16 protein-coding genes and 1 tRNA gene are annotated in these 17,072 nt (G+C 55.2%); 7 read left to right on the forward strand and 10 right to left on the reverse strand.

Going from position 1 to position 17,072, the window contains the following annotated elements:
• The first annotated feature begins 1,039 nt into the window (after positions 1-1,039).
• Both LAO76_00005 and LAO76_00010 read left to right on the forward strand, forming a co-directional pair.
• Complete coding sequence (locus tag LAO76_00005) at positions 1,040-1,792, forward strand: hypothetical protein (protein MBZ5489297.1); 753 nt, start codon at positions 1,040-1,042, stop codon at positions 1,790-1,792.
• Positions 1,793-2,383, forward strand: a complete 591-nt coding sequence (locus tag LAO76_00010) for a hypothetical protein (protein ID MBZ5489298.1) — start codon at positions 1,793-1,795, stop codon at positions 2,381-2,383. It begins immediately after the preceding gene.
• Positions 2,384-2,824: 441 nt separating this feature from the next.
• Here the strand turns inward: LAO76_00010 and LAO76_00015 are convergent, their stop codons facing one another.
• On the reverse strand, positions 2,825-3,409 hold the full coding sequence (locus LAO76_00015) for a hypothetical protein (protein ID MBZ5489299.1): 585 nt from the start codon (positions 3,407-3,409) through the stop codon (positions 2,825-2,827).
• Positions 3,410-3,554: 145 nt separating this feature from the next.
• On the opposite strand from LAO76_00015, the gene LAO76_00020 reads away from it, so the two are divergent.
• Together LAO76_00020 and LAO76_00025 are read left to right on the forward strand one after the other, a co-directional pair.
• Positions 3,555-3,629 (forward strand) — tRNA-Val (locus LAO76_00020).
• A gap of 595 nt (positions 3,630-4,224) precedes the next feature.
• Complete coding sequence (locus LAO76_00025; protein ID MBZ5489300.1) at positions 4,225-4,653, forward strand: response regulator; 429 nt, start codon at positions 4,225-4,227, stop codon at positions 4,651-4,653.
• A 56-nt stretch (positions 4,654-4,709) separates the two neighbouring features.
• On the opposite strand, the gene LAO76_00030 is transcribed toward LAO76_00025, so the two are convergent.
• The gene (locus tag LAO76_00030; protein MBZ5489301.1) at positions 4,710-5,063 is read right to left on the reverse strand and encodes a PadR family transcriptional regulator; all 354 of its coding nucleotides are present in this window, start codon (positions 5,061-5,063) and stop codon (positions 4,710-4,712) included.
• 285 nt (positions 5,064-5,348) lie between these two features.
• Between LAO76_00030 and LAO76_00035 the strand changes: the two genes are divergently transcribed.
• Positions 5,349-6,200 carry a halocarboxylic acid dehydrogenase DehI family protein gene (locus LAO76_00035; protein MBZ5489302.1) on the forward strand — a complete coding sequence of 284 codons (852 nt, stop codon included), beginning with the start codon at positions 5,349-5,351 and terminating at the stop codon, positions 6,198-6,200.
• Positions 6,201-6,319: 119 nt separating this feature from the next.
• Here LAO76_00035 and LAO76_00040 read toward each other — a convergent pair whose 3' ends face one another.
• The 5 genes from LAO76_00040 to LAO76_00060 all read right to left on the reverse strand — a co-directional run bounded on the left by LAO76_00040 (position 6,320) and on the right by LAO76_00060 (position 9,871).
• The gene (locus LAO76_00040) at positions 6,320-6,661 is read right to left on the reverse strand and encodes a histidine triad nucleotide-binding protein (GenBank protein MBZ5489303.1); all 342 of its coding nucleotides are present in this window, start codon (positions 6,659-6,661) and stop codon (positions 6,320-6,322) included.
• Positions 6,662-6,820: 159 nt separating this feature from the next.
• Positions 6,821-7,504: a septal ring lytic transglycosylase RlpA family protein gene (locus LAO76_00045; GenBank protein ID MBZ5489304.1), complete on the reverse strand. Its 684-nt coding sequence runs from the start codon at positions 7,502-7,504 to the stop codon at positions 6,821-6,823.
• A 65-nt stretch (positions 7,505-7,569) separates the two neighbouring features.
• Positions 7,570-7,752, reverse strand: coding sequence for a hypothetical protein (locus LAO76_00050; protein MBZ5489305.1), 183 nt, complete (start codon positions 7,750-7,752; stop codon positions 7,570-7,572).
• 351 nt (positions 7,753-8,103) lie between these two features.
• On the reverse strand, positions 8,104-8,427 hold the full coding sequence (locus tag LAO76_00055) for a PilZ domain-containing protein (protein ID MBZ5489306.1): 324 nt from the start codon (positions 8,425-8,427) through the stop codon (positions 8,104-8,106).
• 394 nt (positions 8,428-8,821) lie between these two features.
• A complete protein-coding gene (locus tag LAO76_00060; GenBank protein MBZ5489307.1) occupies positions 8,822-9,871 on the reverse strand; it encodes a DUF1028 domain-containing protein in 1,050 nt (349 codons plus the stop codon).
• Between the two features lie 489 nt (positions 9,872-10,360).
• On the opposite strand from LAO76_00060, the gene LAO76_00065 reads away from it, so the two are divergent.
• Positions 10,361-10,888 carry a hypothetical protein gene (locus LAO76_00065; protein ID MBZ5489308.1) on the forward strand — a complete coding sequence of 176 codons (528 nt, stop codon included), beginning with the start codon at positions 10,361-10,363 and terminating at the stop codon, positions 10,886-10,888.
• Between the two features lie 178 nt (positions 10,889-11,066).
• Here LAO76_00065 and carB read toward each other — a convergent pair whose 3' ends face one another.
• Both carB and carA read right to left on the reverse strand, forming a co-directional pair.
• Complete coding sequence (gene carB / locus LAO76_00070; protein MBZ5489309.1) at positions 11,067-14,438, reverse strand: carbamoyl-phosphate synthase large subunit; 3,372 nt, start codon at positions 14,436-14,438, stop codon at positions 11,067-11,069.
• Between the two features lie 195 nt (positions 14,439-14,633).
• Complete coding sequence (gene carA, locus LAO76_00075; protein MBZ5489310.1) at positions 14,634-15,767, reverse strand: glutamine-hydrolyzing carbamoyl-phosphate synthase small subunit; 1,134 nt, start codon at positions 15,765-15,767, stop codon at positions 14,634-14,636.
• 172 nt (positions 15,768-15,939) lie between these two features.
• On the opposite strand from carA, the gene LAO76_00080 reads away from it, so the two are divergent.
• The gene (locus LAO76_00080) at positions 15,940-16,488 is read left to right on the forward strand and encodes a dihydrofolate reductase family protein (protein MBZ5489311.1); all 549 of its coding nucleotides are present in this window, start codon (positions 15,940-15,942) and stop codon (positions 16,486-16,488) included.
• On the opposite strand, the gene LAO76_00085 is transcribed toward LAO76_00080, so the two are convergent.
• On the reverse strand, positions 16,483-16,971 hold the full coding sequence (locus tag LAO76_00085) for a hypothetical protein (protein ID MBZ5489312.1): 489 nt from the start codon (positions 16,969-16,971) through the stop codon (positions 16,483-16,485). The genes LAO76_00080 and LAO76_00085 overlap by 6 nt on opposite strands.
• Positions 16,972-17,072: the final 101 nt, after the last annotated feature.

Consider the following 17,072-nt stretch of genomic DNA (forward strand, 5'->3'; position numbering starts at 1 on the left):
CAAAATGAACCGCAGCTTCTCTTCCATAACACTGCTCTTTCTCCATGGCATGCGCTCCTTTTTACTCGCGCCTGCTTCTTGGTTGCAGTGTCAGATATGTGCCCGGTCTGTTCTGTCAGGGATGTGCCCGGTCTGTACCAGATGTTCCCCTACCCCCTCCCTCGGTACCTAACTAGGATTCCAAAGGGCTTAGCGGATCATCCCCGGCGATACCCATGTGGCACCGCCGCTCTCCGCGGTGGGGTTTCGGCTTCCAATCACCTGATGTCCCGGAACATCCGGTTTGGCTAGGAGCTAGCGCGGTGTCTCTGAATAACTCGACAATGCATGCAATAAACAAATCATTGTGGACCGCAGCCGCCCTCGGCTGCGCGGAATAATCTTTTGGGCAGGGCAAGTATCGGGCCCACTCTTTGTAAAGGTATTTTGTGAGACACCACACTAGCAGCTAAATTGTCAAAGACCGTCCACAAACTGCTTTTCCTCGCTGGGAGGAAAATAATCAAATTTACCATTTGTTCGCCCCTATTGTCAAGATAAAAACCGCTTGTGTGCTAGAGCGGTTCCTCGCTTGCTGTATCCTTGGCGAACATCTCTGGGACTTTCTTCCCGCTTTTTCAACGACGCGCCATCCCGAGAGGTCGAACTGCATTGCTTCATCCACTTCCACGCGGTTTCCGTGAGACCCGAGGGACCTGCTCCGCTGCAGCACGAGTTGACACACCAGCATGTCCGTAAGCCAATCAGCCACAAGGACTTGGCTCACTTTCGAAAGATTGGAAAACACACATTTTTACTCTCCCGTAGGCCGGTCAGCGGCTATGCTTTGCCCTGAAAGTCGAATCCACTCAACCACAGGAGAAAAACATGAAGAAGACGATTGTCAGAATTATTTTGGTTACGTTTTTGCTGCTCGCATCAGGCGCGACTCCGATCCTGGCCGATACCGTACCAGCCCCTATGTGTTATCCAAAACCTTGCGCAATACAGTAGCTTTGCCCTCTTGTGAGTGGCTGGTTTAAGCTGGCCACTCACAGATATGCGTGAAAGTGACATACTGCTGAGCCTCGTCGGCCCACTTGTGGGCGCATTGTTGGTAGCTATTTTGGTCCGGCGTAAGATCAACCGCGCATTTCCATTCTTCTTCCTGTATGTCAGCTCTTCGATAGGTTTTCCGATTCTGCGATTATGCGTCAGCAGCGATTACAAATTATTTTTTCAGGTTTATTGGAGTACGGAGGCCATTTACGTTTTCTTAGCGCTCCTTGCCCTGCACGAGGTTTTCCGCAAAGTCTTTGCGGCATTTTATGAAAAGCGCTGGTTCTGGCTGTTCTTCCCGGCAGTTGTAATCGCTATTTCCGCGCTGGCTGTAATCTATCGCTTCGGCAGTCCACCAGCGCAGGCGAATCAAGAGATAAGCCTCATCATCTCTTTGGGCATGGCTGTTAATCTTGTTCAGGCTTTTCTCTTCGTCCTGTTCTTCGTGCTGGTCTGGTTCAATGGCATTGGCTGGCGTGAATATCCCTTCGGTATCGTCATGGGCTTTGCTGCAATTGCTACCGTGATGTTTGCTGCCACCTGGGCGCGTTCGGAATTTGGAACAAAATTGAATCCTGTATCAAGCTACGCTCCCGCTGTGGCATACATATTGGCCGTGATCTTGTGGCTGAAGACCTTTCTCCGGCCGCCTGAGCCGGAGCCGCAGTGGCGATTGAAGATCACGCCGGATCAACTGCTGGAAGAAATGCGGCAGTACAGCAAGATCCTGGGAAAGCTTAGAGGAAAGAGCTAGATGACAGGTGGATACATAGCGGCATTTCTGCTCCTATTTTTTCTTGTCCGTCTGGCATGGCGTTACATCTACCGTTTCCGCAACCGCACTGAAGATGACGTAGTGCCCTTTATGCTGCGCGTCGATCTCGCCGAGTTGACCTACCTGGTGGACAATTTCACGGAAGAGCGGCTGCGCTATGACCTTACTCCCGGGGAATTTCGCAAAGAACAACTGGTCCGGCTGCGCCTGTTACAGGAATACACGCGCCGGATGCGCCACAACGCTGACATCCTCCAGGAGTGGGGCGAGTACGGCTTCAACCGCCGCCGCTACGCTGATGAAGACGGCATACGTTCACAAAGCCTGGAGCTGATCAAGAGTTGCCGCGAGTTCCGCTACGCGGCGCGCGCCGTCCAGTTGCAACTGCATCTGTGGTTTATCGAAATGAAGTTCTTCCCGGCGCGTCCCGCGCCCATGCTCTCCCATCTGCGCCATGCGGATGACTCTTATGACCTGCTGTTTGCCTACCAGGAAATCAGGATCGCGGCGGAGTACCTGAGCCGGGCTTACGGCGAGGATTGCTATCACGACCTTGCCGAGGTCCTGTAGATCTCGTCCTATAGGTTCTCGTGTTGCAGGTTGAACCACGAAGCCTCCTCCCCGCCCAGACGCCATCCCGAGCGGAGCACGCAAAGGAGCAATTCCTCAACCCCGCTTCAATCATAGGCTTTCGCAATCCAAGCGCCGCAGGCGAGAAATTATTGAGCCCAGGCCGTAAGGCCTGGGTAAGCGTGCAAAATGACAGAGCCCCGGAGCCGGGGTCCCCAGAGCGTGCCGGTTTTGCGCGCGCTGGGGTGGAGGAGGGGCGACACAAAGATTTATCCAAAGGCATATTTCGGATCAAATTCCAACCCGCTTGACGAATGAATGAGACATGATGCTCCTTTTCACCGCGGATGTGTCGCCCCTCCGGGGCTTTGATTGGGTCCACAAGCCCACCCACCGCTGACGCGGTGGGCTCAATAATTCCGCCCCCTCCGGGGGCAAATCCTACTCCGGTTCCGGCACGACGCGCAGAATAAAGTGCCGGCGTTCTTCCGCGGTAAGCATCTCTTCCACTTCGCGCACTACTTCAGGCGCGCATTCGAGCGGTGTATCCACGGGGCCGGAAGAGGGAAAAATATGCCGCACCTGGCGCAGCTTGCGAACAATCGCGGCGGCATCTTTGGTGGAGATGCGTTGCTGCCACAGGCATTCCATAGACTCTTCATAGCTCAGTTCGTAGGCATAAAATTGCCGTTGTTTGGCAAAGCAGCGGATCGCGCGATGGGTCCCGTCCAGCAGGATGGGAGCGCCAAAACGCCGGGTGAAAATTCCCGGGCGAAAGAGATCGACATGCAGCATATGATTGAGATCGTATTCATTCATCCCGGCAAAAGCGCGGAGCATCTCTCGTGATACCGGCTGCGCTGCCCTTCCATCGGCCACTATTTTCTTGGCCGTATCGATTTGAAAGATATAGGTATCAACCTCGTCGGAAAATTGAAAGATTTCCACCGTGGCCTGCTGGTGGCGGGATTCACAAATGGCGCAGCTCTCTCCGCGTAACTGCTGTTCGCCTGTTCGCCGCGTCAAATTCGTTCTCTCCTGCATTCCAGGGGCTTGCTCACATGGTACACACCGCCATGTCACCTTGCAAGACGCCGCCGGTGCAAGACAGCGGCAAAAGCCTTCTGTTAGAATGGCTTCACCCCCGACGGCAGCAACATCCCAGCGGATCGGGCGCTTAACTCAGCGGTAGAGTGCCATCTTCACACGGTGGAAGTCATAGGTTCGAATCCTATAGCGCCCACCACTCCAGAATGCCAGAGGTAATGAAGTGCTGTTGTGGAATTCCCGGGGTGGAAATTTACAAGTTTTTGCTTGCTTCAGGGCACGTTCGTGGTAACATCACGGAGTCTTCAGTAGCCGCCCGTTCCGGTGCGACGATTCGCGCAAAGTGATTTTAAGAATAGCGCAGATATAACGAAGATTTTCCGAAACTTAGCCGACTGATTTCCAGCCAGACCCTGAGGATTTCACTCACGGCGGGTCACCACATTTTTGGAAGTCCGGCAGATAGATCAAAGCTCACAGGTATACGAATGAATGAAGGATTGAACCAACCGCAGAATCCGCAGAACCCGCGCAATCGCAAGTCGCGGCGGCGGAGACGGAACTTTGGCTCGCAAAATCAGGGCCAGAACAACCAGAATAGCCAAAATGGGTCCGGCCACCAGGGACGTCAGGGCGGCGGGCAGAACCGCCAGAACCGCAACAATCGTGGCGGTGGACAGCGTCGCGGCGGGTCGGGCTTTGTGGGGCCAATGGACCACAGCTATCGCAATCAGGGAAACGGCAACAGCATGCAGGGAGCGCGGTTCCACAATGGGGCGCAGGCTTCTCCCAACATGGAGCCGCTCACTCAGCGCGTGGACGCTCCAACAAAGATTTTTGCCTTTGTCGACGATCTTTTCTTTGTGGCCAAGATCCAGGAAGTTTCGCGCAAGCTCAACGTGAAGGTCGAGTTCGTCAAGACCGACAAAGAGATCGCGGAAAAGACTGAGGGTTCGGAAGAGAAACCGTCGCTGATTATTGTTGACCTCAACAGCAATGGCATCAAGCCGCTTCCGGTCATCACCAAGATGCGCTCCAAGTACAAAAAAGCCACGTCGATTGTGGGCTTTGTTTCCCACGTTCAGGGCGATCTCAAGGTCAAGGCCGCGGAAGCCGGCTGCGATGTGGTCATGCCGCGCTCGGCGTTTTCGCAAAACCTGGTAAGCATTCTCCGCCGCCACGGCGCGGACGACGATACAGACGATAATTTCAACCGCGCGTAGCAGTTCCATAGTCGCTGTATCCGACCGCGGGGTGGAGCAGGCATTTATGCCCTGGCTCAGTCGATCGGACCCCGGGCCAGCACCCGGCCAATAGCTTCCACCATCTGCCGCCAGCGGCTGGTTTCAGCCAGCAATTGCTTGCGTCCTTTTGCCGTCAGTTTGTAATACTTGGCTTTGCGATTGTTTTCGCTCGCGCCCCAGTATGAGTTGACCCAGCCGCGGTCTGCCAGACGATGCAATCCAGGGTAGAGCGACCCTTGTTCCACTTGCAACACGTCTTCCGACGTTTGCTCGATTATGCGCGCGATGCTATGCCCGTGCGCCGGCCCCATGATCAGCGTTTGCAGGATGAGCATATCGAGCGTCCCTTGCAACATTTCCTGGCTCGACGCTGTCTTGTTTTTGGCCATGCTTTTCCTTTTTGCCGTCTTATTCGACTCCACTCGAACGTCTTGGTGAGCAGGAATTATAGACCACTCGAATGTCTATGGGAATAGCGGGCTGTGAACACAACGGCGCTCAAACATCGGTAGTGTCCCAAAATGGATCACAGGGCGCTTCGTGTCGAAAGTGGTGCTGGTTCGCGCCCTTCCCAGCACCTCCTGTCCCATTCTTGCGCGCCACGGCGATTAATTTCTATTTCCTAGCAACTGAGTAGCTGTCGAGAACGTCCAATCTCCCATAAAGGCACAACCATGGCTCTCAATCGCGCGTATGAAGAACATGAAGTCACGCCCGAAATACGCCGGATGTATGCAAGCATCCGCTCGGGATTCGACCTTCCATTTGTTCCAACCGTCTTCAAGCTTTCCGCGGGAATCCCGCAATATCTGAAGGTGGTCTGGAAAGACCTGGAAAGCGTGGTGTGCTCCCGCGAATTTGAGACCGCTGCTCGCGCCTACCAGGAAATTGCGCACTCGGCGGCCATCAGCGGCGGCTGGACGTTTTCTGACCAGCCTGGGGTTCTTTCCGCCGACAAATTCTCCAATGCCGATATTCGCCTCATTGGCGGCATGATTGGCCTCTTTGCCCGCGCAACGGCGCAGATGTCGCTTTTTTCCCGGCTGATGCAGCGCGGCTATTCCGGTGGACAAAAGGGAAGAGTGACTAAATTAAAGCAGGTCTCGGCCCTGGCCCAGATGGTGCGCGTGCACGTGCCCAATGAGCGCGAAGCCGGCCTTCGGGTCTGGCTGATTTATTCCGACATTAAGAAGACCACCGGCGCTAAGACCGTTCTGAGCGTGTACCGCGCGCTTTCGCCGTTTCCGAGCTATCTTGCTTCGGCGTGGCTCGACGGCAAACGCCTGCTGGCCGAACCCTCATTCATTACCGCACGCGAAGAACTGAACCGCCGCGCTCGCGCTCTGCTGTCGGGACTGCCGGTGAGAGACCACCGCGCAATTCTGAAAGATCTTAGCGCGCCGCAATGGCGTGAAATTGAAGAGATGGTGGATGGCTTTGCCCAGCTCTTACCGCAATTTGCGCTGCTGACGTCAGTGTGGCAGCGGTCATTCCCGAGTGCTTCGCGGATGATTGGGGCAGCGTGATGAAAGCCGCTAGCAATTAGCACTTAGCAATTAGCCCGGCTAAAGCCGACCGCGGCGAGCACTTCTTCCCATTCAATTAATGCCGGCCCTTGCTTTAGCTGTGCCAGTAGCCAATTGCTTTATCCCGGCGGCCAATGCATCTGCCTTCCGCCCAGCAGATGCAGGTGCAGATGGAAAACAGTCTGCCCCGCGTCCGGTCCCACGTTGTATACCGTGCGAAACCCATTCTCCAGCTTGCGCTCGCGGGCGATCTTTGCCGCCACAAGCTGGCAATAGCCGACAATCTCTGTATCCGCCTCGGTCAGGTGATCGACACCGGCAATGTGTTTCTTGGGGACAATAAGGACGTGCGTCGGCGCGCCGGGTTTGATGTCTTCAAAGGCGAAGACCTTCTCGTCTTCGTAAACTTTCTTCGACGGTATGGAACCGGCGATGATCTTGCAGAAGAGGCAGTCAGTCATGGGAAAAATGTTATCAGAGCATGCGCAGCAATGGTAAAGCAGTTGGCAATTAGCCATTAGCAAGAAACGCAGCTGAAGGCGCCCGCGAGCATTTTTGAAAATGCCACGCTCTGCCTTGGTTGTGCTAACTGCTATTTGCCAATTGCTAATTGCTAGGGATCAATCCAGCCTTACCAGATAAACGCCCGCGTCGGTATGGGTTTCACGCATCACTTCCTGGGCGCGCTTTTTATCGTCGTCGGCCACGCGGATGCGCAGCCAGTCACCGCCCACAGGGCTGCTGAATTGCAGCACCTTGGCCGTGTGGTAGCGGCGAGCAAGTTTTTCCTTCAGGTGTGAGGCATCGCTCGCATCGGCAAACGCGCCAATCTGGACGCACCAGCGGCCGCCTTCTTTGATTGGGGCGGGAGTTTCCAGCACTTCAATTCGCACCAGGGAAACGCCTTTCTGGAAAACGCTGAGCTGGTGCGCCGCTGCGCGGGAAAGATCAATGATGCGGTCTCCGACAAATGGGCCGCGATCAGTGATGCGCACCAGGACAGAGTCGCCGGTTTTCACGTCCGTGACGCGAGCAATGGTATTCAGCGGCAGCGTGCGGTGCGCAGCCGTCATGGCGTTCATGTCATACGGTTGGCCGTTGGCAGCATTGCGTTTTTGAAATCCCGGCCCGTACCAACTGGCATATCCCACTTCCGTATAAAGGACCTTGGCGTCTTTGGGCACAGTAATTTCGCCGCGGATCTTGGGAGCCGGCGCTGCGGGATGCGCAGGAACCGGCGTGGGCGTGGGGGTAGGCAGCCGCGACGGAATTGAAGCCGATGGAGGTGGTGGAGGCGCAGGCATCGCCGGTGGCGGCTCATGGTGCGCCGCGCAGCCTGCCAAAATCGCCAGCAGAAGAAATAATGCCGCTAGCTGGACGAGCGGTTTTTGTCCATGTATTCGGCCAGCTTGCTGAGTTGTTCCGCGGCCGCGCGCAATGCTTTGGTCGAATGCGTGCGGATCGCTGGCACCACTTCGTTGTTCAGGTACGTGATGACTTTCTCTTTTTCCCGTTCCAGCTTCTCCGCCGCGCCGCCAAATTCGGCGTCCAGCTTGCGGCCAAAATTTTCGAACCGCGCTTTTGCCTTGGGGTCGTCTTGTGAACTCATGTTTCTGTTTTACCATCGCAACCGAACGGTGGCCAACTGAGATTCTGGATTCGCGCCCCGCCTCCGGTCCCTTCAAACTTAAAGGTACCTGCATGGCGGCCCGCTGTCTCAGTACCTTAGATGATACCTGCCGCCCTGGCAAAGTGAGGTTTTTCGTACACTGACCCAATCGATGAACGGGCAGTGATCGGGACGCGCGCACAATGGGGGCCACGCCGAACTCTCAAGTGACGTTGGAATTGTGCGTAAAATAAGGATGCAATTTGCTTTGAAATGTAACCGGGGCTTAGGCGATCAGGAACAGAATCGTGCGCCGAATTTCACGCGCGTTTCCGGCCAATTGCTCAGCGTGCGGCGCACCACACGGGCCAGTCTCGTGCTCGACTTTACCTGTGGCGTATCGATGCTTTGAAAGGTGATTTGCACCTTGGTGTCAACTTCAAGAAGTTGGTCTGAAGTGAACAGTAGTCCGGATTCGCTCATGTTGATGGCTTCGCCCGTGGCCCAGTCTTCCTGGCCTTCCAGCCGGTAGCGCAGGGGAATATTCAGTTCGTGGCGCACCGCGCGGCCACCCGAATTACGGGCATCTGCCACCGCACTGGGATCTAGCTTTTGCATGTGTTCTCCGGCAAAACAAATCTTTCAGGGCTCATCACGTTCCAAAGCGAAACCTGGGCGCTTATGCGAGAGCCGCATCTTAAGTGTTAAAGATTCTCCGCCCACTGTGTCTCAGTGTCAAGCGCCGACTAGTCCAGTTAGCCTTTTTAATTTTTTTTTAATCTATGAGTTTCATGAAACGTTTTGGGAAGATATGTCACGCGAAAAACTTACATAGTCCTGCCGCAAACTATTGCACTACTTTCAAAACAAACTATTAAATCTATCCACCCCAATAGTTTCGCTATAGAAAAAACATGCTTTTCCACAAAAGGGCGTAAGACCCATTCTGGAACTCAGCTTGGCGGCGGTTTAAGCCGACCTGCAAAAGACCCAAATATGTTGGCTGGGATCGTTACTTTCCCTCCGCCACAATTTTCTGGATCAATTGCGGATTATCCGGCAGCAGACCCGCTTTGGGCAGCCGAGGCGTCAGGTCAAGCCAGTTGTGGTCCATGGCAAAAACCTTCTTGAAGAGCGGCAGGCTTTCATCCACGCGGCCCATGTTGGCCAGCGCCACGGCATGCCAATAGATCATCTCGGCGCTATCCGGGACTAGCTGCTCGGCGGCGCCGTATTCTCGCAGAGCGCCGGCGTTATCGTGTAGTTCCACGGCTTTGTCGCCGGCGTTCATATGGTTATAAGCGCGCTGTAAAGTTACTAGCCGACGAAGTTCTTTCAACGGTTCAGGACTGTCATCCACGCGCAGATTGAAAACGTAATCCTGCCACGGCTTGCCGGTGCTTTTAGCGGGCACAATCACAATGGCTGCTGATTGTCTTCCTCGCACGTCGCCTCCAGCGGCTTGAGCCGCATCCAGAGCGGCTAGCATGCGTTCTGCCAGGTCACCCTTGGTAGATTCATAAGCCTTTGACATCGCGGGCCAGATACGGTCATTGCTCATTAGGTTGGCCTGGACGGCATAGTTCTTGCCCGTCTGTATGTATCCGCCGGGCTGTCCGCCGCACTGGATTGCGACAGGGCCTCCCGTTGAAGCTGAAGCGCCGGCAATTCCGCCCGCAGGCTGTATGTCTTTCGCGCCGGTGAAAGTCGCCACGCGGCCTTGTGTATCAACCATCGCAACCTGGCGGACATTGCAAGCGTCGTCGGCGATCAACAATCCGTGCAGCGCATCCGGCGCACTCTTGCCCGCGCGCATCAGGTTCAAACCAAGCGGCCCATAGCTGGGATCAATGAAAGACTGTGTTGCCACCGCGCCTACGCCTGCTTCCGCCCACGGAACTTCTCCGCCCACGGCAAACCAGTGCGACTGCACCGCGACGCCCATCTCGCCAGTGGCAGGATCAAATGCCACGATGGAAAACGTATGGACGGGCCGAAGAGGTCTTTCCTGCGGCAAAGCCAATACCGCGCAAATAATCATCAGAACACACAAGCCAAGCATGCGACGCTGCATAAGAACAATCTCCCTGAAATGAAGTAAATACTGGATTCAAGAACCTTGATTACCGCGACTGTCGTTTCTACACCATGCCCTTCTTTTTTGCCATTGCCGAAATAGGAATAGCTCATTACTTTGGAAAACCGTTCTTGGATAGTCTTGAAATCATTTTCAGCATCCTGCAGCCGGAGAAGATGCCTTTGCCGTGCGGAGTTAGCTGCATTTCAGCCCTGGCTACAAAGGGCATGGAAAAAGCCCATAGGGGCAATGGCAACGGAAATTCCTAATATGGAACTATGCACCAAGCTTCCGTTTGCAGTAAATCGCGCCTCTACGATAAGCTGCCTGTGGGCTGAAGTCCCCTAGTTTGTCTTCAGGGTAACCGCTTCACACTCCGCTCTCCGCCGCTACTCTGTACTGCGGCGCCCCAGCGCGGGCCTCCTCTTTTTCAAAAAAAACCAAAACCAAATCAATAGAAAGGTAAGAGAGAGAATGCTCGGAAATCTATTTCGGCGTTTTGTAAGTGTTACAGCGGCAGCATTTGTCATCTGCCTGGCGGCGCCAGCTGCCCAGGCGCAGATCACGGTAGGCGGCCACGTGGGATTTGTTATCCCATGGGTCACTCATGGTGGAGGAGAGACCACCACCATCGGAGATAACTTTCAGATTGGATTCCCTTTGGGAGTTTCCTTCCACGGCCCAGGACGCATGACTCTTGATCTGGAGATGGTGCCCAGTATTTCTGACGACCCTCGCGCCGTTACCCTCACCGTGGATCCAGGACTGGTCTGGAGTATCTCCCATGGATGGGCTGCAGGAGGGCGGGTTGCTTTTGACGTGAACTCCTCACAATTTGGATTTATCCCGCTGCTCAACAAAAGCTGGAAATTCAAAAATGACAAAGGCTTTTTCAAGTCCTACTTTGTTGAAGCTGATCTGCCTGTGAAATTCAATCGTCCCTCGGGCGGGCCGGCCACCAACTCTGTGACGTTTGCTACTCATTTCGGTCTGGGCTTCTAAGGCCGGAACGCCAGTCCAACAGGGAATTAGATCGGCCTAAAAGTGATCTGCCCGGTTTTTTGCGACCGGGCAGATATTTTTTACCAGCTCATCAAGTCTCAAGCCTTTGACCATCGCAATACGAATCTTGCTAAGGAATTGTTAAAGAGCGAGGACCTTGATAACCAGCGAGCCAGGCCTATTTTGTGGTGATGGCCGATTGTTGCGAGCTTTTGTCTCCGTGCCATTGCTGCAGTGAGCGCACGTTCACTTCATTGCGTTGCAGCGCGGCAATGCCTTCCGCCGCGGCCCAGGCGGCTGCCATGGTGGTAATGGTGGGAATGCGATTCGTGACAGCGGCGCGGCGAATGGCTTTTTCATCGAACCATGGTTCAGCGCCGTGCGGCGTATTCACGACGAGTTGAACGCGATCGCCCTTGATCAGGTCCACCACATTAGGACGGCCTTCTTTTACTTTGTAGACGCGGTCAACGTTCAGCCCTGCCCGCTCCAGTCGGTCTGCGGTGCCGTGCGTGGCGACCAGGCTGAAGCCCATCTCGACAAAGCGCCGCGCCAGTTCAATGGATTCCTGCTTGTAGCGGTCAATCACGCTGATGAAGACTGTCCCCTGCGTGGGCAGTGCCTGTCCGGCAGAAAGCTGCGCCTTGGCAAAGGCCTCGCCGAATGTGTCGGCTGAGCCCATTACTTCGCCGGTGGATTTCATTTCCGGCCCAAGGACTGTGTCCACGCCGGGAAATTTGTTCCACGGGAAGACCGGGGATTTAACGAAGTATCCGGCTCCAGTGGCAAGGTCGATTTCCTTTTCAACGTTTGTGGGCAGGAACTCGCGCAGCTTGCGGCCAGTCATGAGGCGGGCAGCGATTTTGGCCAGCGGCACGCCAGTCGCTTTGGACACATACGGCACAGTGCGTGATGCGCGCGGGTTTACTTCTATGACAAAAACTTTTTCGTTCTGGACCGCGAATTGGACGTTCATAAGCCCAACGACTTTCAACGCGCGCGCTAGCTTGAAAGTGTATTGGCGAATCGTGTCCAGCACAGGTTTGCGCAGGCCCACGGAAGGCAGCACGCAGGAAGAATCGCCGGAGTGGATGCCGGCTTCTTCAATGTGCTGCATGATGCCGCCGATCACGACGTCTTCACCGTCAGAAAGCGCGTCCACGTCAACTTCAACCGCGTCTTCTAGAAAATGATCCACCAGCACCGGGCGCTGCTGCGAATACTCGACCGCTTCTTTCATGTAGCGAACAACGCTGTCATCGTCATAGGCAATTACCATGGCGCGTCCGCCAAGGACGTAGGAAGGCCGCACCAGCACCGGATATCCGGCTTTGCGCGCGCCGGCGACGGCTTCTTCCACGCTGGTGGCTATCGCTCCGGGAGGCTGGGGGATATCAAGTTCTTCCAGCAGCTTGCCAAAACGTTTGCGATCTTCTGCCAGATCAATTGATTCCGGCGAAGTGCCAATGATTGTGACGCCGGCCCCGCGAAGCGGTAGAGCCAGGTTAAGAGGCGTCTGTCCGCCGAACTGCACGATTACGCCAACAGGCGCGCCGCCCTTTGTCTCATGCTGGTAAACCGCAAGCACGTCTTCAAAGGTGAGCGGCTCAAAGTAAAGGCGGTCACTGGTGTCATAATCGGTTGAAACCGTTTCAGGATTGCAGTTGACCATGATGGTTTCATAACCATCGTCGTGCAGGGCAAAGGCGGCGTGGCAGCAGCAGTAATCAAACTCAATGCCCTGGCCGATTCGATTCGGCCCGCTGCCCAGGATCAGGATCTTCTTCTTTTCTGTCGGTGGCGCTTCGTCTTCTTCTTCGTACGTGGAATAAAGATAGGGCGTGTAGCTTTCAAATTCCGCGGCGCATGTATCCACGAGTTTATACACAGGCAAGATGCCCAGCGTTTCGCGCATACGGCGCACCGTCTGCACACCGGTCTTGATGGAGAGCGCAAGCCGCTCGTCGGAGATCCCCAAACGTTTGGCCTGGCGCAACTTTTCTTTTGTCAGTTGTGGCGACTGGTTCAGTTCGCTGGCTTCTGTGGGGGTGATTTCAATGCCCAGTCGGTCGGCTTTGTCCATTATTTCTTTGGTCAACGAATCGGCCGATAGTTTGACCAGTTCCGTCTCCATGGCCGCAATTTCCTTGAGCTGATAAAGAAACCAGGGGTCAATGCTGGTCATCTTGTGCAGCTCTTTTACCGTCATGCCCTGATGCAGCGCGTAGCGAATGTACGTCAACCGCTCGGGATGCGGCGTGACCAGTCGCTGCGTAAGAATGCGCGGCTCGATTTTTTCCGCCCCAACTTTTTTGCCCGTCTCCAGTGACCGTATGCCCTTCATCAGCGCTTCTTTGAAGGTGCGCCCAATGGCCATGGCTTCGCCCACGGACTTCATCTGCGGGCCAAGGCCTTCATCGGCGCCGGGGAATTTTTCAAATTGCCACTTGGGGATCTTTGCGACAACGTAGTCGATCGTCGGCTCAAAGCAGGCGGGCGTCATCTTTGTGATGTCGTTGGGAATCTCGTCCAGCGTGTAACCGACAGCCAGTTTGGCGGCAATCTTAGCGATAGGGAAGCCGGTGGCCTTTGACGCCAGCGCCGAGGAGCGAGAGACACGCGGGTTCATCTCAATTACAACCATGCGGCCGTTCGTCGGGTTCACACCGTATTGAATGTTAGAGCCCCCGGTCTCCACGCCAATCTCGCGGATCACTTTGATGGAAGCGTCGCGCATGGCCTGATATTCGCGATCGGTGAGCGTCTGCGCCGGGGCCACGGTGATGGAGTCCCCGGTGTGCACGCCCATGGGATCGAAATTTTCAATGGAGCAGACAATGATGACATTGTCGGCAAGGTCGCGCATGACCTCAAGCTCGTATTCCTTCCAGCCCAGAACGGATTCTTCAATCAGGACTTCATGGACCGGAGAAAGATCAAGACCGCGCGCCAGGATTTCCAGAAGCTCTTCGCGGTTATAGGCAATGCCGCCGCCGCTGCCGCCCAGCGTGAATGACGGCCGGATGATGAGCGGAAAGCCGATCTTGCCGGAGAAATCCAGGCCGTCTTTCAGGTTGTTGACCAGCGCGGATTTCGGCACGTCGAGCCCGATGCGCGTCATGGCGTCTTTAAAGAGCAGGCGGTCTTCCGCCATCTTGATGGCCCTGAGCTGCGCGCCGATGAGTTCGACGTTGTATTTCTCAAGAATGCCGGAATCGGCTAGCTCCACGGCAAGGTTCAACGCCGTCTGTCCGCCGACGGTGGGGAGCAATGCGAACTTGCCCGGCTGTCCGCGCAGCATTTCTGATTCCTGGCGGATGATTTCTTCGAGATAAGTTTTCGTCAGCGGCTCAATGTAAGTGCGGTCCGCCATCTCCGGATCGGTCATGATGGTGGCCGGATTGGAATTGGCCAGCACCACCTCGTAGCCTTCAGCCTTGAGCGCCTTGCAGGCCTGCGTGCCGGAGTAGTCGAACTCCGCCGACTGGCCAATAACGATTGGTCCGGAGCCAATGATCAGGATCTTCGCGATGTCATTACGGCGTGGCATTTTAAATTAAATCCACCACGGAGTCACGGAGGCGCGGAGAAAAGCAAAAAGATGTAGCCGCTGATGAACGCAGATCGACGCTGATCAGAAAATTCACTCTCGTCAGCTCGTTCGGATCAGCGCTCATCTGCGCTGATCTGCGGCAAACTTCTCTTCTTGCCTTTCTCCGTGTCTCCGTGCCTCCGTGGTGGATTCTCATTTTCCCTTCCACTCCTCCATCAACCCCATGAAATCCCTGAACAGATAATGCGAGTCATGCGGCCCCGGCGAGGCCTCCGGATGATACTGCACAGTGAACAGCGGCAGTGTCCGATGGCGCAGCCCTTCCAGAGTATTGTCGTTCAGGTCAATATGAGTCTTCAGAACCTCTGAATCCTTTAGCGAATCGGGATCAACGGCGAAATTGTGGTTGTGCGCGGTGATCTCGATCTTGCCGGTTTCCAACTGCTTTACCGGATGGTTGCCGCCGTGGTGGCCGAACTTGAGTTTGTACGTCTTGCCACCCAGCGCCAACCCGACTAATTGATGGCCAAGGCAGATGCCGAAGATCGGCGTTTTGCCCATGAGTCGGCGAATGTTGTCAGCGGCGTAGGTGCATGGCTCGGGATCGCCGGGGCCGTTCGACAGAAACACGCCGTCTGGATTAAGCGACATCACGTCTTCCGCCGAGGTCATAGCCGGGACAACGGTCACGCGGCAGCCCTGATCCACCAGCATGCGGAGAATGTTCTGCTTGATGCCAAAGTCGTAGGCGACAACATGCTTGCTCGGCGGGCGGTCTTTTACGCCCACAACTTCCGTTGGCTCATGCGAGCGCGTGCCAGTTTCCCACTGGTACCGCTGCTTAGTGGTCACCACCTTGGCCAAGTCAGTGCCATCCATCTTGGGAAGCGCCCTGGCTTTGGCGATGAGTTTCTGCGCATCAGTTTCAATCGAAGAAATCACGCCGCGCATCACGCCGTTGGTGCGCAGGTGGCGGACGACAGCGCGCGTGTCAATATCGGCGATCACAGGGATTTTGAATTTTTCCAGATACTCGTCGGTCACCTGCTGCGAGCGCCAGTTGGAACTGATAGGCGAAAATTCGCGGACGACCAGGCCTTCGATATAAGGATGCGTGGCTTCGTTGTCGTCTGGATTGGTGCCGTAATTGCCGATCTGGGGATTGGTCAGGACAACAATCTGGCCCGCATAAGAAGGATCGGTAAAGATTTCCTGGTAACCGGTGATGGAAGTATTGAAAACAACTTCCCCGTAGCATTCGCCTTTCGCGCCGTGACCTATGCCGCTGAAGACTCGTCCATCTTCCAGCGCAAGGATAGCCTGCATCGGAACTCCGAGGAGTGGATTTTAAAGATTTTATCACCTCTGAAGCGGAGGGAGAAGGCGAGCGGCTGTGGATAAGGAGGCAGAAATCCAAGATTTTTCTCCGTCAATCTTTACCCAGACTTAATGCTCCAACAGAGGTATATTAGGCGACGTTCGGGTGAGGGAAAGAACCATGAAGCGGCGTAGGAAGATTGTCGTGTCCGTTGCGATCAGCACAGATGGCTTCATCGCACGGCCCGACGGTGACGTGGCCTGGCTCAACCGCCCGGGGGCAAAAGGGGACTATGGAATCGGTGAATTCTTCAAGACCATCGACACGATCCTGTGGGGCCGCAAGACATATGACAAGGGAATCAAGATGGGCATGAAGGGCGCGGACTTCGGGCTGGCGACCAAGAACTACCTCTTTTCTCGCCGTGCACGGAAGTCATTGCTGCCGGGATTTGAGTGGACGAACGAACCGGTGAAAACTTTCGCGCAACGGCTGCGGGCGCAGCCCGGCAAAGATATATGGATGATGGGTGGTGGAGGACTCATCGCCTCGTTTCTGGACGAAGGCGAAATTGACGGGTTCATGATCCACGTTATCCCGATCCTGATTGGAGAGGGCATTCCGCTGATCCAACCCCGGCACCGATCAATTCCCCTCAAGCTACTCTCCAGCAAGGCGTTTCCGGACGGCGTAGTAGAACTGAATTATCGGGTGAAGGGCCATTCATAGAGGATCTCGCTGCCATCCGATGGTTGTCCGGCCCTCGGGCGCACCATAGATCCAGATCTTGCCTTCTGGTGCATCCGGCAAATGTCCCGACACAAGGGCTATGATCGCGCGGCCAAGTTCAATAACCGGTCCAGTGCTCACTTCCGTTTCACCACGAGTGTAAAGCTGCAGGTCTTCGAGTATCCGCCAGGAGACGATCTCCTCAGCAGATATTGACTCTCGTTCTGCGAGCGTGGCGCACGCCTGTTCAGCTAGAATGCAAAATGTTTGTTGCTGTGCTGCCGTCCAATTCGTGTCGAGCTTGAGACCAAAATCCGGGACGCAGGTCACACGCCAATCTGAGATGGCACCAGAAAGCCATGGTGTGTCCGCCTGGTCGCTTGCCCTGGCCGCATCGATAAGGTGCTTGAGAAAGACATTCAGAGCGACGTCATATGCCCAGAAGCTGCGAGCCGCGTATGCAACAAACTTTGTCTTGCTCAAACTCGATTTCTCCTGTCGAAAGTAAGAATACTCCAGATAACCGCAAACAATTTCTCGCAAAGAAATCTCAGCTCGAGTTGGAATGGACTAAAATCAACTTT

This window comes from Terriglobia bacterium, from assembly GCA_020072645.1.
Taxonomy (GTDB): Bacteria; Acidobacteriota; Terriglobia; order Terriglobales; family Acidobacteriaceae; genus Angelobacter.

Bases quoted from the DNA above. Each gene is read 5' to 3' on its own strand.
- LAO76_00045 (MBZ5489304.1), bottom strand. From the start codon at position 7,504: ATGCCTGCGCCTCCACCACCTCCATCGGCTTCAATTCCGTCGCGGCTG.
- LAO76_00055 (MBZ5489306.1), bottom strand. From the start codon at position 8,427: ATGCAAAAGCTAGATCCCAGTGCGGTGGCAGATGCCCGTAATTCGGGT.
- LAO76_00060 (MBZ5489307.1), bottom strand. From the start codon at position 9,871: ATGCTTGGCTTGTGTGTTCTGATGATTATTTGCGCGGTATTGGCTTTG.
- LAO76_00030 (MBZ5489301.1), bottom strand. From the start codon at position 5,063: ATGGCCAAAAACAAGACAGCGTCGAGCCAGGAAATGTTGCAAGGGACG.
- LAO76_00025 (MBZ5489300.1), top strand. From the start codon at position 4,225: ATGGAGCCGCTCACTCAGCGCGTGGACGCTCCAACAAAGATTTTTGCC.
- carB (MBZ5489309.1), bottom strand. From the start codon at position 14,438: ATGCCACGCCGTAATGACATCGCGAAGATCCTGATCATTGGCTCCGGA.
- carA (MBZ5489310.1), bottom strand. From the start codon at position 15,767: ATGCAGGCTATCCTTGCGCTGGAAGATGGACGAGTCTTCAGCGGCATA.
- LAO76_00005 (MBZ5489297.1), top strand. From the start codon at position 1,040: ATGCGTGAAAGTGACATACTGCTGAGCCTCGTCGGCCCACTTGTGGGC.
- LAO76_00040 (MBZ5489303.1), bottom strand. From the start codon at position 6,661: ATGACTGACTGCCTCTTCTGCAAGATCATCGCCGGTTCCATACCGTCG.
- LAO76_00080 (MBZ5489311.1), top strand. From the start codon at position 15,940: ATGAAGCGGCGTAGGAAGATTGTCGTGTCCGTTGCGATCAGCACAGAT.
- LAO76_00065 (MBZ5489308.1), top strand. From the start codon at position 10,361: ATGCTCGGAAATCTATTTCGGCGTTTTGTAAGTGTTACAGCGGCAGCA.
- LAO76_00010 (MBZ5489298.1), top strand. From the start codon at position 1,793: ATGACAGGTGGATACATAGCGGCATTTCTGCTCCTATTTTTTCTTGTC.
- LAO76_00035 (MBZ5489302.1), top strand. From the start codon at position 5,349: ATGGCTCTCAATCGCGCGTATGAAGAACATGAAGTCACGCCCGAAATA.